Origin of the sequence: Haloprofundus halophilus, from assembly GCF_003439925.1 — an archaeon.
Taxonomy (GTDB): domain Archaea; phylum Halobacteriota; class Halobacteria; order Halobacteriales; family Haloferacaceae; genus Haloprofundus; species Haloprofundus halophilus.
Genome location: NZ_QQRR01000002.1, coordinates 429,272 through 444,308, shown reverse-complemented (window position 1 = coordinate 444,308; position 15,037 = coordinate 429,272). Strand labels below are relative to the sequence as shown.

The 15,037-nt window shown below is 67.4% G+C and carries 17 protein-coding genes; 8 read left to right on the top strand and 9 right to left on the bottom strand.

Annotated features, from left to right (window positions below; genetic code table 11):
• The first annotated feature begins 67 nt into the window (after window positions 1-67).
• The 5 genes from DV709_RS11820 (at window position 68) to DV709_RS11800 (ending at window position 3,870) form a co-directional block, all read left to right on the top strand.
• Window positions 68-1,054 (top strand): beta-ribofuranosylaminobenzene 5'-phosphate synthase family protein, encoded by a 987-nt coding sequence (locus DV709_RS11820; RefSeq protein ID WP_117594636.1) that lies wholly within the window; start codon window positions 68-70, stop codon window positions 1,052-1,054.
• A gap of 94 nt (window positions 1,055-1,148) precedes the next feature.
• Window positions 1,149-1,985: an RAD55 family ATPase gene (locus DV709_RS11815; protein WP_117594635.1), complete on the top strand. Its 837-nt coding sequence runs from the start codon at window positions 1,149-1,151 to the stop codon at window positions 1,983-1,985.
• A gap of 39 nt (window positions 1,986-2,024) precedes the next feature.
• Window positions 2,025-2,801 (top strand): hypothetical protein, encoded by a 777-nt coding sequence (locus DV709_RS11810; RefSeq protein ID WP_117594634.1) that lies wholly within the window; start codon window positions 2,025-2,027, stop codon window positions 2,799-2,801.
• Window positions 2,794-3,516, top strand: coding sequence for a hypothetical protein (locus DV709_RS11805; RefSeq protein ID WP_117594633.1), 723 nt, complete (start codon window positions 2,794-2,796; stop codon window positions 3,514-3,516). The genes DV709_RS11810 and DV709_RS11805 overlap by 8 nt, the downstream gene beginning before the upstream one ends.
• A gap of 30 nt (window positions 3,517-3,546) precedes the next feature.
• Window positions 3,547-3,870 (top strand): transcription factor S, encoded by a 324-nt coding sequence (locus DV709_RS11800; RefSeq protein ID WP_117594632.1) that lies wholly within the window; start codon window positions 3,547-3,549, stop codon window positions 3,868-3,870.
• A gap of 7 nt (window positions 3,871-3,877) precedes the next feature.
• Here DV709_RS11800 and DV709_RS17790 read toward each other — a convergent pair whose 3' ends face one another.
• Entirely contained in the window at window positions 3,878-4,099 is a 222-nt protein-coding gene (locus DV709_RS17790) for a hypothetical protein (RefSeq protein WP_157972729.1), read from the bottom strand.
• A 96-nt stretch (window positions 4,100-4,195) separates the two neighbouring features.
• Window positions 4,196-4,792: an alpha/beta hydrolase gene (locus DV709_RS11795; RefSeq protein ID WP_394338695.1), complete on the bottom strand. Its 597-nt coding sequence runs from the start codon at window positions 4,790-4,792 to the stop codon at window positions 4,196-4,198.
• Window positions 4,793-4,868: 76 nt separating this feature from the next.
• On the opposite strand from DV709_RS11795, the gene DV709_RS11790 reads away from it, so the two are divergent.
• Both DV709_RS11790 and DV709_RS11785 read left to right on the top strand, forming a co-directional pair.
• The gene (locus DV709_RS11790; protein WP_117594630.1) at window positions 4,869-5,708 is read left to right on the top strand and encodes a PspA/IM30 family protein; all 840 of its coding nucleotides are present in this window, start codon (window positions 4,869-4,871) and stop codon (window positions 5,706-5,708) included.
• 95 nt (window positions 5,709-5,803) lie between these two features.
• The gene (locus DV709_RS11785) at window positions 5,804-6,850 is read left to right on the top strand and encodes a hypothetical protein (RefSeq protein WP_117594629.1); all 1,047 of its coding nucleotides are present in this window, start codon (window positions 5,804-5,806) and stop codon (window positions 6,848-6,850) included.
• Window positions 6,851-6,862: 12 nt separating this feature from the next.
• Here the strand turns inward: DV709_RS11785 and DV709_RS11780 are convergent, their stop codons facing one another.
• The 5 genes from DV709_RS11780 to DV709_RS11760 form a co-directional block, all read right to left on the bottom strand.
• Window positions 6,863-7,906, bottom strand: coding sequence for a dipeptide epimerase (locus DV709_RS11780; RefSeq protein WP_117594628.1), 1,044 nt, complete (start codon window positions 7,904-7,906; stop codon window positions 6,863-6,865).
• Window positions 7,903-8,946 (bottom strand): DUF1611 domain-containing protein, encoded by a 1,044-nt coding sequence (locus DV709_RS11775; protein ID WP_117594627.1) that lies wholly within the window; start codon window positions 8,944-8,946, stop codon window positions 7,903-7,905. The genes DV709_RS11780 and DV709_RS11775 overlap by 4 nt, the downstream gene beginning before the upstream one ends.
• A 95-nt stretch (window positions 8,947-9,041) precedes the next feature.
• Window positions 9,042-9,935, bottom strand: a complete 894-nt coding sequence (locus tag DV709_RS11770) for a Vms1/Ankzf1 family peptidyl-tRNA hydrolase (protein WP_117594626.1) — start codon at window positions 9,933-9,935, stop codon at window positions 9,042-9,044.
• Window positions 9,936-10,037: 102 nt separating this feature from the next.
• Window positions 10,038-10,382: a DUF5802 family protein gene (locus tag DV709_RS11765; protein ID WP_117594625.1), complete on the bottom strand. Its 345-nt coding sequence runs from the start codon at window positions 10,380-10,382 to the stop codon at window positions 10,038-10,040.
• A gap of 117 nt (window positions 10,383-10,499) precedes the next feature.
• On the bottom strand, window positions 10,500-11,033 hold the full coding sequence (locus tag DV709_RS11760; RefSeq protein ID WP_117595298.1) for a peptidylprolyl isomerase: 534 nt from the start codon (window positions 11,031-11,033) through the stop codon (window positions 10,500-10,502).
• A 505-nt stretch (window positions 11,034-11,538) separates the two neighbouring features.
• On the opposite strand from DV709_RS11760, the gene DV709_RS11755 reads away from it, so the two are divergent.
• Complete coding sequence (locus tag DV709_RS11755; RefSeq protein WP_117594624.1) at window positions 11,539-12,513, top strand: succinylglutamate desuccinylase/aspartoacylase family protein; 975 nt, start codon at window positions 11,539-11,541, stop codon at window positions 12,511-12,513.
• A gap of 14 nt (window positions 12,514-12,527) precedes the next feature.
• Here DV709_RS11755 and DV709_RS11750 read toward each other — a convergent pair whose 3' ends face one another.
• Window positions 12,528-13,796, bottom strand: coding sequence for an amidohydrolase (locus tag DV709_RS11750; RefSeq protein WP_117594623.1), 1,269 nt, complete (start codon window positions 13,794-13,796; stop codon window positions 12,528-12,530).
• A 164-nt stretch (window positions 13,797-13,960) separates the two neighbouring features.
• Window positions 13,961-15,022 (bottom strand): anthranilate phosphoribosyltransferase, encoded by a 1,062-nt coding sequence (locus DV709_RS11745; RefSeq protein ID WP_117594622.1) that lies wholly within the window; start codon window positions 15,020-15,022, stop codon window positions 13,961-13,963.
• Window positions 15,023-15,037: the final 15 nt, after the last annotated feature.

The window sequence follows — 15,037 nt, the reverse complement described above, 5'->3', positions numbered from 1 at the left end:
GGCGAAAACACCGTCCAGCGTTGCCACCGTCGAAATCCCGATACGGCGAGGTTCCCAACGACGTTGCATGACGCGCGTCACCGCCGCCGGGCGACTCCACTTCGGCTTCTGTAATCTGAGCCTCGCCCACGAGCGGTTGTACGGCGCGCTGGGCGCGGCGCTCGACGGGCCCGAACTCGCCGTCGACGTGACGCCCGACGACGCGGTGACCGTCGACCTCGCGGAGCGCGTCGACGCACGGGCCGAGACGATTCACGAGTACGCCGGTCGGGCGACCAGACTGCTCGGCGTCCCCGGCGCACGCGTCCGCGTCGAGTCGTCGCTGCCGCGGCACGTGGGTCTCGGGAGCGGAACGCAACTGGCGCTCTCGGTCTTCGCGGGCGTCGCCGGCGCGTACGACTACGCGCCGGACGTGCGCGAGCGGGCACCGGCGCTTGGCCGCGGCGGTCGTTCCGGCGTCGGCGTCGCCGCCTTCGAATCGGGGGGATTCGTTCTCGACGCGGGCCACCCGACGGCGCGCTTCACCGCCGACAGACCCGAAGACGGCGAGTGGGCCGTCCCGTCGGTAGCCGCGCGCCACCGAATCCCCGACGACTGGCGGTTTCTCGTCGTGCTGCCCGACGCCGCGCCCGGAAAGAGCGACGCCGACGAGGACGCGAGCATGCGCGCCGCCGTCGAGCGCGCCGACCCGACCATCGCCGACCGCATCTCCGGCATCGTCGTCCGTCGGGTGCTCCCCGCCGTCGCCGGCGACGCGCCCGAGCGGTTCGGCGAGGCTGTGGCCGAAATCGGCCGCCTCAACGGCGCGTGGTACGCCGACGAGCAGGGCGGCGTCTACCGCCCGCCGGTCGGCGGACTCGTCGCGTCGCTCGACGACGCGCCCGCGGTGTACGGCGCCGGGCAGTCGTCGTGGGGGCCGGCCGTCTACGGCGTCACCGACGCCGCGCGCGCCGACGCCGCTCGGGAGGCGGGCGAGAAAGCGCTGGCGGCGGCCGGTATCGACGGCGACGTGTTCGTCTCCGCACCGCGGAACGTCGGCGCGCGAGTCGAGTGATGCGTCGGACCACCCGCATCTGACGAGTCGTGTCGTGTCGGGCAACCAGACTGTCCGGCGTAACGACTATCCCGGCGGCCTTCGACGGGCGGCCATGGAGAACCTCCCCTTCGGCATCTCGCGCTTCGACTCCGTCATCGGCGGCGGCGCACCGCCGGGCAACGTCGTCCTCCTGTCGGGCGAGTCCGGGGCGGGTGCGCGGGAGTTCCTGCAGACGAGCGCGGCGATGAACGCGCTGGCGCACGCCGACAGCGACTTGTTCGAGCTGTACTACGGCTCGCTCGGCGAGAACACGCGGTTGCCCGACGAAGTTCACTACCTCTCGTTTACGACCGACGAGGAGTACATCGGACGGGAGTTGGCGTACACGCTGGCCGACGACATCGTCGACGCGGCGCTCTCGGAGATTCGGTTCCGGGACTTCTCGCCGGAGTACTTCCAACTGAGTCCGGTCCCGAGAGAGTGGTACGTCGGCGAGACGTCGACGATTCGCGATTTGGGCGCGCGACACAACCGCGAGGACGTGATGGGTGCCCTCGGCGAGTACCTCGGCGAGCACGCGGCCGGTAACCTGGTTCTCGTCGACTCCATCACCGACCTCGTCGGGGCCGTCTCCGACGAGATGGCGTGGTCCGACATCGCGATGGTGATGAAGGGGCTCCGGAAGGCCGCCCACCACTGGGGCGGACTCATCATCCTGCTCGTCAACGAGGAGACGTTGGGTCCCAAAGAGTTGGGACTGCTGACCGACGCCGCCGGCGGGACGCTCCGCTTCCGGTGGGAGTCGGGCGGGTCCAAGCGCGCCCGGACGATGGTCGTCGAGGAGTTCCGCGGCGTCCTCTCGCGCATCGAGGGCGAGAACATCGTCCGCTTCGAGGTCGAGATAGCGGAGTCGGGACTCGACGTGAGCGACGTCAGAAAGATACGTTGAGCGAACATTTAAGACGCGAGACGCATAGAGCTATTTCAGATGGCTGACGACCGGGCAGAACCGAGCGACGAGTCGGCGTGGAAGTCGACAGCGCCGGTCGGGTCGAGCGCCGAGACCGACGACACCGGAGAGAGTCCCGACACGTCGGACGCGGAGCCGTTCGCCGACCGCTCCGAGGACCGCCCGCAGTCGGCGGACGGCGACGCGACCGCCGAATCGACGCTCGACGCGCTGACGACGCGACTCGACGGCCTCGACGAGCGGGTCGACGGCGTCCAGTCCGACGTCGACGAGAAGATCGGCGACGTCCGCGACCGCGTCGTCCAGGTCAAACGCGAGACGGACGCGAAAGCGCCGCTCGACCACGAGCACCCCGAGATTCGGCAGGCGGTGGCGGAGGCGAGCGCCGACGTGGAGGCGCTGGAACGTCGAGTCGAGTCGCTCTCGGCGGACCTCGACTCGGAACTCGCCGAGCGGGTTGAGACGGCCGAAGAACGGTTGACGACGCTCGCCCGGGTGACGGTCGACCTTCGAGACCGGGTGCAGCGAGCGGAGGCGGCGATAGCCGCCGACCGCGAACTCGACGAGTTTCTCGAATCGGCGCACAGAAACGGCGTGAGCGGAGGCGTCTGCGCGGACTGCGGCGAGACGGTCCACCTCGGACTGCTCTCGTCGCCGACGTGCCCACACTGCGGCGCACGGTTCGACGGCGTCACTCCGCCGGGTTGGCCGTTCGGGTCGGCGACGCTGACGACCGACGCCGCGAGCACCGCCGAGGACGACGACCCCACCGGTCTGACAAACTTCGATGTCTGAGGAGTATCCCGACGGCGGGTCGGCGAGGCGTAACGGTGACGACGCAGATTCCGACGACACCGACGACACTGCCGACACCGCCGCCACTCACGACACCGACGACATCACCAATACTCACGACACCGACAACACTGCCGACACCGACGACACCTACAACGTCGGCGACACCGACCCGTTCGAGCGGTTGTCGGCCGGCGGCGACACCGACGTATCGGACCCGTGGGCCGACCTCAAGCCGACGGCCGGCGGCGACGGCGTCGACGCCGGGAGGTTCGACTCCGGGAGCGCAGACGCCGATGTCGCCGATTTCGACTTCTCCGCCGTCGACGAGTGGGCCGACGCCGTCGTCGAAGAGAGCCGGACAGGCCGCCGGGGATGGACCGACGGTGTCGCCGTCGGCGAGACCCCCCTCGACGCGCCGGAGGGCGACGACACACCCGTCGAGGCCGACGACGGCGAGACGTACGTCGTCTCGAAGCGCCACTACTGTCAGACCTGCCCGCACTTCGAGTCGCCGCCGGGGTTCGGCTGCGGCCACGAGGGGACCGACATCGTCGAGACGGTCGGGTTCGAGCGGTTCCGCGTGCGGGACTGCCCGATGGTCGACGACGACGGCGGTGCCGGAAGCAGTCGGCGGGCGGCCCACGCCGTCGCCGACGCGCCCGACGGCGGCCGCGCTCGCCGCGACGCGGAGAGCGAAGACGGCTCCGACTGACCTTTCAGGGCGGAACGAGTAGACGGGGATATGCAGTTCTGCGACGACTGCGGTTCGATGATGATGAACCAGGACGGCGCGATGGTCTGTACGAACTGCGGCGCGAGCGCCGACCGCGACGAGGAGCGCGCCGCCGAGTTCGTCTCCACCGAATCGCAGGCCGACAGCGAGGTCATCGAGACCGAAGAGGGCGCGGACTTCGAGGGGAAACCGACCGCCAACGACGTGACCTGCGACAAATGCGGCCACGGCGAGGCGTGGTACACCATCAAGCAGACGGCGTCGGCCGACGAACCGCCGACGCGATTCTTCAAGTGTAAGGAGTGCGGCTACCGGTGGCGGGAGTACAACTGAACTTCAGTCAAAGGTTCTCAACTGCAGCGATGAAGGAGCCACCAAACAGTATCGTACCGCCTACCAATACAAGAGCTGTCAGAGTAGGATAAGCAACTGCAAAATCTATCCATCCAGGCGTGAATGCTTGCTCAAGGTTTCCGTTCAATGCAGACGAAGCACTACGAAGGGCACCCAGCATCGCGGCTATCAGAAGTCCCCCGCTAATGTACTTCACTAAGTCTGACATGAGTGTTAATTGGAGTTATAGAAATACAAATTTATCTTGAATAACAGGTATTGTGCCAGCTACCTACTGTCGAGTTTCCACTTGTCAGGAGCCACCTCACCTAAGTTTCGACACCAGAAACTCGCTCACCGCCTCCGCCACCTTCGCGGACTGGCCGACGAAGAAGTGGTCGGCTTCCATCTCGACAAGTTCACATCCCAGTTCCCGCGCCCTGTCGACGACGGGTTCCCAGTCGGCGGTCGTGTCGCGCGTTCCGTACACCACCTGCACCGGGGCGCGAATCTCGTACAGCGCACCCACCGCGTCGAGGCCGTGTTTCTCGCCGATCTGTGCGGCCGGAGCCAACGCACTGAGGGCCGCCGGGTCCACCGTGTCGCGGGCCTCGGCCGCGGCGAGCAGCGCGATTGCGCCGCCGAAACTGAAGCCGAACAGGGCGACGGAGTCGTAGCGCTCGGCGGCCCAGTCGAGGGCGTTCAGCGCGTCGGTTCGCTCGCCGCGGCCCTCGTCCCAGTCGCCGTAGTCGAAGCGCAAGCAGTCGACTTCTCTCTCGGTGAGCGCGTCGGCGACGGCCACGAGCCGTTCGTCGCCTCGGTGACCGCGGTGCTGGGGGTGCGGCGGGCAGGCGACGACGACGTTTTCGGTCGACGCGTCGCTCGCGTCGAGCGTCGCGCGAACGTCTCTCCCGCCCGGAATCAACACGGTCTTCGAATCTGTCACACGAACTCTTGGCCGCATGAGGTTTTAAGGCCAGCGTACACAAGGAGGAGGTATGGGAATACTCTCGCGGATGTCGTACGTCGTGCGGTCGAAGATCAACGCCCTCCTCAACCGCGCGGAGGACCCGAACGAGACGCTCGACTACTCCTACGAGCAGATGCGCGACGAACTCCAGGACGTCAAGCAGGGTATCGCGGACCTGACGACCCAGAAGAAGCGCCTCGAGATACAGAAACGCCGTCTCGAAGAGAACGTCGAGAAACACAACGAACAGGCCCGCGAAGCGGTGCGACAGGACCGCGAGGACCTCGCGCGGAAAGCCCTCGAAAAGAAGCAGTCGAAGATGACACAGATCGAGGAGCTCGAGGGGCAGGTCGCGCAACTGCAGAACACTCAGGACGAACTGGTCGAGAAGAAGAACCAGTTGGAGAGCCGCATCGAGGAGTTCCGCACGAAGAAGGAGACGATGAAGGCGCGCTACGAAGCGGCGGAAGCGTCCAGTCGCGTCTCCGAGGCGATGACCGGCGTCGGCGACGAGATGGAGGACGTCGGTCGCGCCATCGAGCGCGCCGAGGAGCAAACCGACGAGATGGAGGCGCGCTCGGCGGCGATGGACGAACTGCAGGAGACGGGCGCGTTCGACGACGCGCTGTCGGACAAGGACTCCATCGACCGCGAACTCGACTCGATGCGGAGCGGTGGCGAGGTCGACAGCGAACTGGAGACGCTGAAAGCCGAGATGGGCAAGTCCTCCGGCGAGACCGAGAGCGACACCGCGAGCGACGAGGAGATAGACGCCCAACTCGAAGACCTGCAGTCCTCGGAGACGGACGAGGAGACCGAAGCCGACCTCGAAGAGCTGGAGAACGAAGAGGAGTCGCGCGCGGAGTGACGTGGTAATCCGCCGGGTACCGGACCCCGCAGCGGTTTCCGCGCCGCGGTCGCCGCCGACGCGAACACTTTGTACGACGTGACCGTAATGCGAACATGAGCGACGGCGACAAACCGAGCAACACGATGCGCGAGCGAATCGGCGGCAGTCGCGTCAAACTCTGGCTGTTGATGGACGCGGACCGCTGGTTCGTCACGGGGGGCACGCTGGCGCTGGTGTTCGTGACGCTGGTCGTTCTCGGGGTCGTCGACCCGGCGCCGATTCGCGGCTCGTGGAACGCGAAAGACCCCATCGAGACGGCGTTTCAGGGCTTTCTCACCGCCATCATCACCGGCGTGACGCTCGTCGTCACCATCAACCAGCTCGTGCTCTCGCAGGAGCTCGGGCCGCTCGGCGACCAGCGCGACCGGATGGCCGGCGCGATGGAGTTCCGAGAGGACGTGGAGGAGGTTCTCGGCGTCTCGGCGGTCCCCCCGGAGCCGTCGGCGTTTCTCCGCGCGTTCACCGAGGGGATACGCGAACGTGCCGAGGGGTTGAGCGAGACGACGGACGAGACGAACGGCGAGAGCACCACCGAAGCCGAGGGCGTCGTCCGCGAGTACGTCGAGGGGCTCGTCGACAACGCGAGCGAGGTTTCGGACCAGCTCGAAGACGAACAGTTCGGGACGTTCGACGTGCTGTTCGCCGCGTTGGACTTCAACTACTCGTGGAAGATATACGAGGGACGGCGTCTCCGAAACGAGTACGCCGACTCGCTCTCGGAGCGAACGCGCGAGGAACTCGACGAACTGCTGGAGACGCTGCAGTTCTTCGGCCCCACCCGCGAACACTTCAAGACGCTCTACTTCCAGTGGGAGCTCATCAACCTCTCGCGGACGATGCTGTACACGTCGGTTCCGGCGCTCGTCGTCGCCACGGCGATGATTCTGTACGTCGACAACCCCGGGTCGATTCAGGGATTCACCTTCGGCGTCGACAACCTCGTCTGGGTCGTCTCGGGGGCGGTGACCGTCGCGCTGGTCCCCTTCATGGTACTGCTCTCGTACGTGCTGCGCATCGCGACCGTCGCGAAGCGGACGCTCTCTATCGGTCCGTTCATCCTCCGGAGCGTCAACCGGAGCGAGGAGTTGGACTGGGAGTGACCGACGGGCAGCCTACCGGGTGAGTCGCGCGCCGGTGCCGGTGTGGCCGGACTCGCCGAGGCGAATCGTCCCCTCCGAGAGGTCGATACCGGCGTACGGGTCGGATTCGAGCAGTAGCGAGCCGTCGAGGTCCGCGTAGTCGAGAAGCGGCGCGAGGTGACAGGCGGCGGCGATGGCAGCGTTCGTCTCGACCATGCAGCCGAGCATCACCTCCATCCCGTGCGCGCGGGCGGTGTGAATCATCCGCGTCGCCTCGCGGAGACCGCCGCATTTCATCAGTTTGATGTTCGCGATGTCCGCGCGGTCGGCTATCCGCGGCACGTCGGGGAGCGTGATACAGGACTCGTCGGCGGCGACGGGGAGCGCGCTGCGCTCGTAGACGTACTTCAGTCCCTCGGGGTCCGACGCCGGGACCGGCTGTTCGACGAACTCCACGTCGTAGCCGGCGAGCATCTCGCTCTTCTCGACGGCCTCGCGCGGCGTCCACGCCTCGTTCGCGTCGACGCGGAGCGTCGCGTCGGGCGCGGCGTCGCGGACGGCCTCGACGAGCTCCTCGTCGCGGTCGGTCCCGAGCTTTATCTTCAGCACGCTGTACCCGGCGTCGACCGCCTCTTCGGTTTTCTCGCCGACGCGCTCGGTCGTGTCGAGACCGATGGTGAAGGAGGAGGTCGGGCAGTCGTCGGCGTCGAGTCCCCACATCCGGTAGAGCGGGACGCCGAGCCGTTTGGCCGCGAGGTCGTGGAGCGCGATGCTGACCGCGCAGCGGGCGGCCGGATTTCGCTCGACGCGCTCTCGCATCCGGCGCTCGATGCGGTCGAACGCGTGAGGGTCTCCGACGCGCTCGACAACGTCGAGGAGCTCCGGAAGCACCGCCTCGACGGTGTCGGCCGTCTCGCCGTAGTGTCTGGAGGGCGCGGCCGCACCCACGCCGGTCATCCCGCCGCCGTCGGTGAGCTTCACGACGACGTTCTCGGCGGTCTCCTGCGTGCTGCGGGAGATGGTGAAGGGGTGTTCGAGCGGGAGTTCGACCCGCTCGAACTCCGAGGTGAGAATCACCGGAGCGCCTCCAGCACGTCGTCGCTCGCGAACCGAACGGGGTCGCTGGCGGGGACGCCGAGTTCGTCCGCGTACGCCTCGACGGCGTCCTCGGCCTCGGCGTCGGACAGCGCCGACGTGTTGAGCGCGCCGGCGACGACCTCGGTCTCGTGGACCGCCGACCCCAGCGACTCGTAGAGGTCGACGTACTCGGAGAGCGGCGGGAGCGAGAACGACTCGTAGCCGTGAATCGCCTCACGACCCGCCTCGTGACAGAGCACGAGTTTGTCGGCCATCGAGCCGTGGAGGATGCCGCAGGTGACCGCCGAGTAGGCCGGGTGGACGATGCTACCCTGTCCTTCGACGAACAGCATCTCGTGGTCGTCGCCGATCTCGAGAATCATCTCCTCGACGGCCCCGGCGGTGAAGTCGCTCACCACCCGGTCGATGGGGTTGCCCCACCCCGAAATCATGATTCCAGTCTGTCCCGTCGGGACGAACGCCGCGTCGACGCCCGCCTCCCGGGCGGCCTCGACGAGTTCGAGCGTCGCGGTCATCTTCCCGACCGAACAGTCGGTGCCGACGGTGAGCACGATGTCGGCCGACACCTGGTCGGCGACCCCCTGTGCGACGGAGAGGTCGGGGTCGGGTTTGCGCACGTCGACGAGGTCGACGCCGTGTTCGGCCGCGAGCGCCGCGAACTCCTCGTCGTCTTCGAGGAAGTAGTGGAGTCCGGCGACGACGTCGCAGCCGGACTCGATAGCGGCGCGGACGTCGGGTCGCCACGTCTCGTCGAAGCCGCCGCCGATGGGCGCGATACCGACCAGCAGCGCGTCGACAGACTCGGCGTCCGGCACGTCCTCGAACGAGGCGACGACGGGGGCGTCGGGGAGGTCCGCTCGGTGGTCGCGAACGCGCGTCCCGGCGCGGTCTCGGTCGAGCACGGCGACGATTTCGTCGTTTCCGTAGCGCATTACGCCGGTCGCGGTCTTCGCGCGACCGGGGAACTTCTCGTGTGCGAGAACGACGATACGGCGACTCTCGGTCCCAATATCGGTCATATCGGGGAGCACGCGGCAAGATGTGATAAATCGGTTGCCAGCGGTCCGACGTGCCGCAACCGGCGCGACACCGACTCGGCGGAGTCAGAGTCGGGTCAGAGTCGGTACAGTTCGGTCGCCCAGAAGTCGCGGAATCCCTCGTCCAGCGCCTCCTCTGGCGCCCCGTTCGCGTCGCTCGTCGCGGTCACGTCCACCGCGTCGCGTAACTCGCGGACGACCTCTCGGTCGCCGACGAGAATCGTCGTCCCGGTTCCGCTCTCCTCGATGGCCTCGCGACATTTCTCGACGTGCTCGGCGATTTGGCCGTCTCGGATGCGCTCGAACCGCGACTGCGAGAACCCGCCCTTCGAGTGTTTCTCCTTCACGTCGCTCTCGAACCCCCGTTCTTGGAGTCGCTCGCGGCCGTCGTACTCGCCGAGCGCGAAGAGGTCCGCGCGAGCGACGGCGAACGCGAACCGGCCGGTCGGCCGGAACCACGACTCCTCGACTCGAAACGAGCCGTCCCACTCGCAGAACGCCTCGGGCGGACGCGGCGGCGACAGCGCCGCGCTCACGAGCCCGGCGTCGTCGGTGTAGACGAGACACGGCGCGACGCGACGGACGAGCGAGGCGTGTTCTCCGAAGCCGTCTTCGACCTCGGCGGGCACCGACTCGCCGTCGACCATCGCGGTGAGCGCGCCCTCGGGGCCGGTCCGGACGGAGCCCAACCGGTCGAGTACCTCGTCGAGACGAGCGTCGCGGAGCGTCTCCGTCCCGCGGAACTCGAGGTCCGCATCCTCCTCGTCCTGCAGGCGCTCGACCCGGTCGTCGAGTTCGGCGATACGGTCTTCGAGGCGGTTGACGCGCTCTTCGGCCTCCTGTCGGGCGGTGACGGCGTCGGCTCTGCGTTCCTCCTCGGCGGCGGCGCGGCGTTCGAGGTGGTGGTTTTCCTCCTCCAGTTCCTCGATGCGCCGCTTCAACTCGGCGCGGCCGAGCAACTCGTCGAGCATACCCCGAGAGGGGCGGTCCGGGAACTTCAACTGCGGGGGTCGACGGCCGGCGACACCGACGACGAACCGCGTCGGTTGGCGGCTCAGGTGCCAGTCGACGGCTCAGGTGCCGGTCGGGGCCTCGTACCCCGCGTACCGGAGCAGTTCGGTTGCGCGGTCGGCGGCCGCGAGGAACACCTCGCGGGAGTCCGGCAGGTCGTCGGTCGCCATCGACTCGGGGAGGGCGAGCGTTCCCGTCGGTACGTCGTCGTCGCCGAGGACGGGGAAGTGGGTCGTGTGGAGTTTCATGACGAGCGGTGCGTCGAGTCGTTCGACGCCGTCACCGGTGAGGTACAGTTGCTCGTTCATCCGCTCGTGGTCCGCTCGGTGAATCACGGGGCGGTCGCAGTCGTGCGGTTCGACGTACAGTTCACCGAGGTAGTAGCCGCTGGAGAATCGTTCGAACATCTGTGCGTGTGAGTGTCTACCACTCTCGTATATAAGAATTGCCACGAGAGTATATGTAGACGCGCAACCGTACCGTACCGATTCTTAAAAACGTGAGAAGCGGGTGTCGGAGCCGACCTATCGGTAGATGGCGACCGATTCGAGAACGACGTCTTCGGTGGGTTTGTCGTTGCGACCGGTCGGCACCGAGCCGATCTCGCGGACGACGTCCATCCCGTCGATGACCTTGCCGAACACCGAGTGGCGGCCGTCGAGGTGCGGTTGGGCATCGAGCGTGATGAAGAACTGCGAGCCGTTCGTGTTCGGGCCGGAGTTCGCCATCGAGAGCACGCCGGGGCCGTCGTGGCCGAGTTCGTCGTGGAACTCGTCGTCGAACTGGTAGCCGGGGCCGCCGCGGCCGGTTCCCGTCGGGTCGCCGCCCTGAATCATGAAGCCCTCGATGATGCGGTGGAACAGCACGTCCTGGTAGAGCGGTTCGCCGTCTTTCGTCTCGCCCGTCTCGGGGTCGGTCCACTCCTTCTGACCCGTCGCGAGGCCGACGAAGTTGTCGACGGTGCGCGGGACGCGCTCCTCGAAGAGTTCGACGGTGATGTCGCCGTGGTTCGTCTTGAGTACCGCTGTCGGGTTGTCGGGATTCTCCTGGTCGGCCATACCCGAGTCGTCGGCTCCGGGGGTGAAAAAGCCCGTTGACGTGGCCTCGTCGGCGGAGTCGTCGTCGAGGTCGGCGGCATCGCCGGAGTCCCCGTCGTCCCGGCCGGTACAGCCGGCGAGCGCGGCACCGAGCGCGAGGGCTGTCGTTCGGAGGGCGTCGCGGCGGGTCGCGGATCGGCTCATGGAGAAGCGGTCCCCCGAGGGGAGGAAAGTCGTTCGGTGTCGCCGGGGACTACCGATCGAGAGAGCAGGAGAGACGCTTGTCGGGACAGAGGCCGGCCGCAACACGGAGACGCCGGAAAAGAGGGGGTCGACACACATCCGCCGGCTGTGGTAAGGCGGGCCCTCGGTCGGGAAACCGTCCGACTGCGCGGCGCGAACGCGTCGACACCGACAGCGTCGACGGTTCGGTCGCTCTCGCCGCGAACTCTCCCGCCGTCGGTTTCCGCCTCCGAACTCGTGCCGTCACCCGCAGATACATCACCCCTCACGCCGAGTGAAAATCATGCACACCGCAGAGCGACTCACGCTCACGCGACTCCCCTCCGGCGTCCCCGTCGAGACGACGGTACACACGTACGAGGGCGACGACGACGGTCCGACGCTGTACGTCCAGGCCGCCCAACACGGCCGCGAAATCAACGGCACCGAAGTCCTGCGCCGGCTCCACGAGCGACTCGACCACGACGAACTACGGGGGAAAGTAATCGCCGTCCCCGTCGCCGACCCGCTCACGTTCGACCACGTCTCCTACACGACACCCGAGGTCATCGACTCGGTCAACCCGAACCTGAACCGCGTCTGGCCCGGCGACGCAGAGGGGTCGCTCCACCAGCGCATCGCGGCCCGCCTCTGGGAGTACGCCGGCGACGCCGACGCCATCGTCGACCTGCACACCGGTAGTCCCGACATGCTCACCCACACGGTCTACCTGAAGGGCGACGAGGAGTGCCGTGCGCTCGCCGAAGCGTTCGGGACTGACCTGCTCCTCGCCGAAGCCGCCGGCGACGACGCCGACACCGAGTGGTCCGAACGTAACTTCGGCGGGAAGTTCCGCGTCGCCGCCACGTGCGAGGGTATTCCCTCCATCACACCCGAACTCGCGCACAACAAGCAGCTCGTGGAACCCGCCATCGAAACAGGGGTGGAGGGAATGTTCGGCGTGCTCGAACACATGGGGATGCTCGACGGCGAACACGACGGCACGAGAGAGACCGAGTGGGACGGCACCGTCGCACGCAACCACCTCGGCCGCGTGAAAGCCGCCGACTCGGGGCTGTTCCTCGTCGACGACGGCGTCGAACTCGGCCAGTCGGTCGCTTCGGGCGACCATCTGGGTCGTCTGTTCGACCCGACGACGTACGACGTCCTCCAAGAGGTCGAAGCCGACCGCGACGGCATCCTCTACTCGGTGGCGCTGGAGTCGACGGTGACCGCCGGGCAGACGCTCGTCGGCGTCGCACTGCTGGACGTGGAGTAACGGAGACGGGCCGCCTAGAGCCCGCGAATCGTCTCGCAGGTGACGTCGACGCCGATGTCGAGCGCGTCCTCGTCGATGTCGAAGTACGCCGTGTGGTGGCCCGCCGGGTTCGACGCGCCGACGCCGACGTACGACGCCGTCCCGCCGTTTCGCTGGACCTCGCGGATGAGGTACGAGGCGTCTTCGCTGCCGCCGAACGGTTTTCTGTCTTTGATTTCGTCGACGGAATCGACACCTGCGGCGGCGGCTTTCACCGCGTCGACCATCTCGGCGTCGTTCTCGAACGTCGTCGTCTTCCCGTAGAGGCTCGTCTCGAACTCGCAGTCGTGCATCGCGGCGGCGTGTTCGACCACTCGGCGCGCCTTTTCGAGCATGTACTCGTTCAGTTCGGCAGTTTCGCCGCGCACTTCGACGCGGAGGCGCGCCTCCTCGCTGATGACGTTCTGCGCGTTCGGCGAGTGGACCTGCCCGACGTTGATGCGGGTCGCGCCGTCGGCGTGCCGGGGGATGGCGTAGAGATTCTGGACCGCTGCTGCGAGCGCCTGCATCGCGTTTCTCCCCTCGTTCGGCGCGCCGCCGGCGTGGGCCGGTTCGCCGAGGAACGTCACGTCGAGTTTCGCGTTGGAGAGCGGGTTGTCGTAGCCCGCGACGACGGTCCCCGTCGCCTCGCCGAGTCCGAGATGCAGCGCGAGCATGTGGTCGATGTCCGAGAAGTGGTCGGCTTCGCTCATCGGTTTCCCGCCGCGACCGCCCTCCTCGGCGGGTTGGAAGAACAGTTTGAGCGTGCCGTCGAAGCCCCCGTTGGCGTCCAGCTCGCGGGCGATACCGACGCCGATGGCGGTGTGGCCGTCGTGGCCGCAGGCGTGCATCTCGCCGGGGTGTTTCGAGCCGAACCCCTCGCGGGCGGGGCGGTGGTCGTCGTCGGTCGCCTCCTGTCGCTTTAGGGCGTCCATGTCGACGCGGACGCCGACCGTCGGTCCGGTGCCGTCGCCGTACTGTTTGGTGGCGACGAGACCCGAGACGCCTTCCAGTCGGTCGAGATACCGCTCGGGTGCGCCGAGGTCGCGGGCGCGCTCCTCGGCCGCGGAGAGTTCGTCGTCGCCGGGGACGCCCAGTCGACCGTCGGCGTTCACCGCTTCCGGCCCGAGCCGGAGGTCGAAGTCGCGTTCGTCGAGTTCCTCGGCGACGAGTGCGGTCGTTCGGAACTCCTTCCAGCCGGCTTCAGGGTAGGTGTGCAGGTCGCGTCGAATCTCGGTGAGCGAGCGGTCGGTGAGTTGCGCCATGCCTGACCGCTGTCACAGAGTGGCAAAAACGTCGTGTTCTCGGCGGTCGACGGGGGTTTTCCGCGCCACTCGCCGAATCGGGGACGTGTCCCATCAGCCGACGTGGACAGAACGAGTCGAAGTCACGAGAGAGAAAGCGCGAGGCAGTTCGCGCGCCGTCGGTTTCAGAACGCCCGAAGCTCTTCGAGCACCGCCTCGGCGCTGCCGTCGGCGATGGCCTCCCGCGCCATCTCCAGTCCGGTTTCGAGGTCCTCGGCGTCCTCGCGGGCGAAGATGCGGAACGCCGCGTTCACCGCGACGGCGTCGGCGAACTCGTCGTCGCGGTCGCCGGCGACGACCGCTTCGGTTATCCGCGCGGAGTCGCCCGCGACGTCGTCGACTTCGAGGTCATCGGCGTCGAACTCCATGCCGTAGTTTTCCGTCTCTATCTCGTAATCCTCGAACTCTCCGTCGGTCCACTCGGCGACCTTCGTGTAGCCGGGACGGATGTCGTCGTACCCCTCCATCCCCTGGAACATGATGACCCGGTGGAGGTCGTGGTGTTCGCTCCTCTCGAACGTGTCGGTCACCTTCTTGGCGAACGCGAGGTGGTAGAACGACCCGAGGTGGTAGTCGGCGTTCGCCGGGTTCGCCAGCGTCTCGATGGTGTTGACGAACGTCCGGACGCCCATCATGTCGCGGCGGTCGAAGAGGTCGTCGACCGCCGGGTTGAACGCGGGTTGGTAGTAGAAACCGAAGCCGGTCTCGTCGACCATGTCGGCCGATTCCTGTGGTTCGAGTTCCGTCCGCACGCCGAGTTCGTCGAGGACGTGCTTGTAGGCGTCCTGTTTCTGCGTCGGCACCCGGTCGCCGGAGTGAGCGACGACGGGCGTCCCCGCGGCGGCGGCGACGACGCCGGCGGCGACGCCGAGAATCGCGGTCCGACCCTTTCCGTCGTAGTTCGCGCCGCAGTCGACGGGGTCGGCGTCGGGTTCGGCGTACTCGACGCGGGCGCACATCTCGTCGGTGTAGGCGGCGAGCTCCTCGGGGTTGTTGCGTTTCCAGCGGTTCGCGAGCCAGAACGCTCCGAGCGTCGTAGGGTCCGGTTCGCTCGCGAAGATGCGCTGCATCGCCTCGCTGGCCTGCTCGCGGGTGAGGTCGTCGGCCGACTTGTGCCCGGAGCCGCACACCTCCGTCATCAGCCGTTTCAGCGGCCACTCGCCGAATTCTGCTGTCGCGTTCGCCATGTGCGCGGCTTGGGA